Raw genomic sequence first — 350 nt, forward strand, 5'->3', positions numbered from 1 at the left:
GCTTGGCGCGGCCATTCTCACCATTTTCTGCCGTGTACTTGCGCTTGTAGCGGAAGTCCATCAGCGTGGAAAGGTTGTCATCGGCCACAAAAATGATGTCACCGCCGCGACCGCCGTCGCCGCCGTCGGGACCGCCTGCCGCCACAAACTTTTCGCGGTGAAAAGTTACGGCACCGTCGCCGCCCTTGCCGGCGTGCAGCCAGATGGTCGCGGTATCAATAAAATTACTGGTTGCCATAGTATACCTCGTGCGGTGCCGGGCACCGTTTGTAACAAAAATCGGGCAGGCCATGCCGGCCCGCCCGTCTGGTTTTTTTACTGCTTGACCGTGCAGCGCTTGCGGTCGCGGC

1 pseudogene is annotated in these 350 nt (G+C 60.0%); it reads right to left on the reverse strand.

Annotated features, from left to right (window positions below):
• Positions 1-238, reverse strand: a pseudogene (locus tag H6B10_RS15750) (GTPase ObgE); the annotation flags it as partial.
• Positions 239-350 lie beyond the last annotated feature (112 nt).

Source organism: Gemmiger formicilis, from assembly GCF_016901605.1.
Lineage (GTDB): Bacteria > Bacillota > Clostridia > Oscillospirales > Ruminococcaceae > Gemmiger > Gemmiger formicilis_B.